Genomic DNA, 4,610 nt, shown 5'->3' on the forward strand with positions numbered 1-4,610 from the left:
AAACTTAAAAAATAGTTTTACAACAAATCAAAAATTTCTATGTCTAGAAAATACAAGTTTATAGACCAATCGAGTCTATATTTTATCAGCACGGCAACAGTTTTTTGGGTAGATGTATTTACCAGAGAGGAATACAGCAATATCTTGATGGAAGGTCTATCTTTTTGTGTCAAGGAAAAAGACCTTGACATTTATGCCTATTGCTTGATGACCAATCATTTTCATGCTATTATCGGAACGAGAGGAAGACCTATGGATAAAATTTTACGAGAATTAAGGCAATTTACCGCAAAACGTATTCTCTCAGCGATTGAAAACAATCCCTTTGAATCAAGAAAAAAATGGATGTTAAGGCTTTTCGAGTGGTCTGGAAAACGGACAGCAGGGAATGAAAGGTACCAGTTTTGGCAACATGATAATCATCCTGTTTGGCTGAATTCTTATGATGTGATAATGCAGAAATTGGATTATATACATCAAAATCCTGTGAAGGCAGGCTTTGTAGATAGGCCTGAAGATTGGCGGTATAGTTCGGCAAAGAATTATTATACGAAGGAACAAACCATAATAGATGTTATTTTATTAGAATAACCAAGGATTGGAATCCTTGGAAAAGGTGGGTGCTGGATAGGAATCCAGCACTAGCATACGGAATCTAGCACCAGCAAACGGAACAAACCGTAATAGATGTTATTTTATTAGAATAACCAAGGATTGGAATCCTTGGAAAAAGTGGGTGCTGGATAGGAATCCAGCACCAGCACAAGGAATCCAGCACCCACAAAAGGTATTTCTTACAAACCGTATTTATCTAACAAGTAAACTAATGAAGCCATTGAAGCTGCACCAAGTTCTAATTCACGTTGATTTACGGTATCAAATTTGTCATTCGAAGCATGGTGATATTCAAAGTAACGCTGAGAATCAGGTTTGAATCCAATCAAGACTGTTCCTTGTGGGCCTAATGGGCCGATATCAACTCCGCCACCGCCGCGTTCGATTTCGTGCAAGCCATAAGGAGCAAATAAGGATTTATAACCTTGGATTTTTTCGAAAACAGAGGCAGCCGCACCCTGAATACCAAAGCCTTTCGGAGTAAAACCACCGCTATCTGATTCCAAGGCGAAGATATGTTTTTCGTTATTTTGCTTTGCTAACTCTGCGTATTTGATACCACCACGGTTACCATTTTCTTCGTTCATAAAAAGAACAATACGGATAGTATGCTTAGGTCTGATGCCTAATTCTTTAAACAATCGTAGTACTTCCATTGACTGGGCAATACCTGTACCATCGTCATGTGCCCCTTGAGCAACATCCCAAGAGTCTAAGTGACCACCTACTACGATATATTCATCTGGTTTTTCGGAACCTTTAATTTCAGCCACCACATTGTGTGATGGAGCATCATCAAAAGTCTCACAGTTTTGTTTAAAGAAAAACTGCGTTTTAGGATTTTCTTTTAATGTTTTGCTTAAAAGTTCTGCGGCATTCGTAGAAATAGCGCCAGCAGGAATCAAAGGAACACCCGTGGCATATTGCATGGATCCTGTATGAGGATAGTCGTTCAATGTATTACTCAATGAACGTATAATTACACCGATAGCGCCAACCTTACTTGCTTCGTTGGCACCACTACGACGTTGGTCTCCTGCACCGCCATAAGCTTCAAAAGTGTTGATTTTGGTAGGATCCATCGGGCGATTGAAGAAAATAATTTTGCCTTCGCACTTTTCTTTTCCCAAAGCACGTAATTCTTGAAAATTCTGAACCTCGATTACTTCAGCTTGAATCCCTTTTTTAGGTGTTGCAATTGAGCCACCTAATGCCAATAAAGGAACAGTTATTTTTTGTTTACCATTTACAATATAGGCTTCTTCTTTTGCCCCACGTTCCCAGTGTGGAACCATCACATCTTGTAAGAAAACTCGGTCTGCACCAACTTGTTCGAGTACACTTTTGCCCCATTGTACAGCTTTGGCTGCATTGGCCGAACCAGCCAAACGACCCCCAATTTGAGTAGTAAGTTGACGAAGCCACTCATAAGATTGTCCGTGCGTAAGCGTTGCGTCATAAATTTTTTTTACGACTACCGAGTCGGTTGTTTGTGCCTGACTAAGCGTTGCCGACAGCAATAGTGTTGTGATGAAGGAGTATTTTTTTTTCATGAATAAAGGTAATGTTTGCGTGTAAGACGAAGCCAAACACTTGTGGATTGAATTGTAATTACGGTTTGTTGAATTGGCTTAATTCAGCCATGGTATAGGTTTTCAGACCTAATTTAGCACTTTCTGATAAAATATACGTCAAAAATTTGACTTCAAATCCATATTCTTGTCCTGTCTTTGCCGTCTGAAAGAGTGGTTTATGCCCAAAAAGCATAGCCACGCTTTGCGTTTTTTTTGCCTTTTTTAATACTTCTAGTATCTCTTTTTCTGAAAGTTCATTACTAACATCAATCATTAAGGCGCTCACGCTTTTGGATTGATTCGGTCTAAAATAGATTTCATTGATTTCATCAATATTTCGCTCAAATACCCAGTTCCCTAGCTTTCTTTTTTTGAGAGAAACATCTCGTAATAAATTGAAATATTGGTAAAGCTTTTGGTCGAGCCACCAAAATTGCGAGCCTCCCGGATGAGCAAACGTCGTTGGGGTATAGCCATGCTTTTTCATGGTATTTAAAGCAGGAAATATTTCGACCTCAAAATATTCTTTTATTGAATTGCGCCAAACAAAAGGTATGGATTGGGTATGTATTGCACCATGACAGGCTATTTCATGACCCTCTCGAGATAACTCCTCCAATATATTCCATTCTTCAGAGCTAAGGCTATCAGGCTGAGTCAAATAAAAGGTCACATGCGCATTATATTTCCTAAATAGAGGGCGTAATAAGTACCATTCTTTGACGTATCGATCATCAAATGAAAGTGCAATTCCAGCCTTAGGCATATTTTGAGGAAAGATATATCCTTTGAAAAGCCATATACTGCTTATGCTTAGCGCCACTAATATTGCAATTATCCCTCTTTTTTGTCTTATAAATATCATTTATTGAAAGGTTGAAATGTACACTCTATAATCTTATAACTTTGCAGCGGGAAAAATTTAAACTTATAAAACATGTTCAGACGACCTGAAATTTTTGAGCAATTTACAAATTTAGTTGCTGCAGAAACCACCAGGCATGGTGGAGTAAGCGAAAAACCTTATACTTCTCTCAATTTGGGCTTGTATAGTGGTGACAAAAAAGAAACAATTATTCAAAACCGAAGAATTTTGTACGATGCCTTAGGGATAGGAGAGCGTAGAGTAGCACATTCTCGACAAACCCACAGCGATGAGGTGGTTGTGGTAACTAGAGGCAAGACTTTTCAAGGTTATGATGCGTTGGTTTCGAATCGAAAAGGAGTTTTTTTGAGTGTGACAGTCGCCGATTGTACGCCAATTTTGATTTATGATCCTGTCAGACAGGCAGTTGGTGCAGTACATGCAGGTTGGCGCGGAACAATCAAACAAATCACCGCAAAGGCGATTCAAAAAATGCAAGAAGAGTTTGGAACTAGACCCGAAAACTGTTTTGCGTATGTAGGTACTTGTATCGATGAAAAAAACTTTGAAGTAGGTATCGAGGTGGCTGATGAGTTTAAACCAGACTTCAAGAGGTTTGATGATGAGCGCCAAAAGTATTTAATCGATTTAAAAAAAGCCAATCTTGCACAACTCGTAGACTGTGGTGTTCCAAGCCAAAACATTCAAGTTTCTCAGTATTCTACAATTTTAAATAATGACGATTATTATTCTTTCCGAAAAGAAAAAGGTAATACTGGTCGATTTACAACCATCATCGGTATTCAGCCAGATTAATCTCTTCCTTCATTTAATACCTTCGATAAAGATTAAGTTGAGGATATTTATGAAAAACTGCTTTATAGACATTTATTTGAAAATTATGCGAATGGCTATCGAACTCAACTTCGATAGCCATTTTGGGTTTTGTGGAAATAGAGGATAAAATTGACTTATTTGAAGAGTGGTTTCTTGGTAAAATTCAATAAAATTGTAGTAAATAAAGAACTTGTATTTGAAAAGTTATATATTTTAGGTTCTTTGAAACTTAATGCTTTAACTTTGTGTCATAATATCAAACGAGATAACACTGGTTTAGTTAAGGAGTGGTAAATGTTGCGTAATTTTTTGATTTACAGAAAATTGCATTTGTGTTATCTTCTGCAACCTTCCAAGATTTTTTTGGAGGACACTCTTCACTCAAATAGATTCATTATGAAATACAATTTGTTATTGGCAGATTTAATTGTGAAGGAATCACAAAATGCCGCAGCTTCAAAAACTACAAAAGGTAGTGCAAAATCTGAAAAGAATAGTCGCAAATCGTTCTGGAAAGCTGTTTTAGCTTTTATGCTTCGTAACCAGAGTGCGACAATGTACCGCGTAAGCTAGTAAAAAGTATCTATGAAAAAACCATTGCAACTCGGCAACCTCTTGATAAGTAAAAGACTTGAGAACGGAAAGTAACCTCTCCAATCTCAAGTCTTTTTTGCTTATATCATAGGGACAAGGCAACAGGCACAAGGCAAAGAGTGTTA

Annotated in this window: 5 protein-coding genes; 3 read left to right on the forward strand and 2 right to left on the reverse strand. The window is 37.7% G+C overall.

Translation table 11 applies throughout. The features are described from left to right. Positions 1–39: 39 nt before the first annotated feature. Positions 40–591, forward strand: a complete 552-nt coding sequence (locus ACOVQ4_RS05705) for an REP-associated tyrosine transposase (protein ID WP_421819690.1) — start codon at positions 40–42, stop codon at positions 589–591. 203 nt (positions 592–794) lie between these two features. Here ACOVQ4_RS05705 and ACOVQ4_RS05710 read toward each other — a convergent pair whose 3' ends face one another. Together ACOVQ4_RS05710 and ACOVQ4_RS05715 are read right to left on the reverse strand one after the other, a co-directional pair. Further along, positions 795–2,168: a M20/M25/M40 family metallo-hydrolase gene (locus tag ACOVQ4_RS05710; protein ID WP_421819691.1), complete on the reverse strand. Its 1,374-nt coding sequence runs from the start codon at positions 2,166–2,168 to the stop codon at positions 795–797. Between the two features lie 58 nt (positions 2,169–2,226). After that, the gene (locus ACOVQ4_RS05715) at positions 2,227–3,054 is read right to left on the reverse strand and encodes a polysaccharide deacetylase family protein (protein ID WP_421819692.1); all 828 of its coding nucleotides are present in this window, start codon (positions 3,052–3,054) and stop codon (positions 2,227–2,229) included. Positions 3,055–3,126: 72 nt separating this feature from the next. On the opposite strand from ACOVQ4_RS05715, the gene pgeF reads away from it, so the two are divergent. Continuing rightward, positions 3,127–3,870: a peptidoglycan editing factor PgeF gene (pgeF, locus tag ACOVQ4_RS05720; protein WP_421819693.1), complete on the forward strand. Its 744-nt coding sequence runs from the start codon at positions 3,127–3,129 to the stop codon at positions 3,868–3,870. A gap of 417 nt (positions 3,871–4,287) precedes the next feature. Next, positions 4,288–4,464, forward strand: coding sequence for a hypothetical protein (locus ACOVQ4_RS05725; RefSeq protein WP_283343868.1), 177 nt, complete (start codon positions 4,288–4,290; stop codon positions 4,462–4,464). Positions 4,465–4,610: the final 146 nt, after the last annotated feature.

Origin of the sequence: Flectobacillus sp., assembly GCF_049240685.1 — a bacterium.
Lineage (GTDB): Bacteria > Bacteroidota > Bacteroidia > Cytophagales > Spirosomataceae > Flectobacillus.

Coding starts and splice junctions, on each gene's coding strand:
- ACOVQ4_RS05705 (WP_421819690.1), top strand. CDS start 40: ATGTCTAGAAAATACAAGTTTATAGACCAATCGAGTCTATATTTTATC.
- ACOVQ4_RS05710 (WP_421819691.1), bottom strand. CDS start 2,168: ATGAAAAAAAAATACTCCTTCATCACAACACTATTGCTGTCGGCAACG.
- ACOVQ4_RS05715 (WP_421819692.1), bottom strand. CDS start 3,054: ATGATATTTATAAGACAAAAAAGAGGGATAATTGCAATATTAGTGGCG.
- pgeF (WP_421819693.1), top strand. CDS start 3,127: ATGTTCAGACGACCTGAAATTTTTGAGCAATTTACAAATTTAGTTGCT.
- ACOVQ4_RS05725 (WP_283343868.1), top strand. CDS start 4,288: ATGAAATACAATTTGTTATTGGCAGATTTAATTGTGAAGGAATCACAA.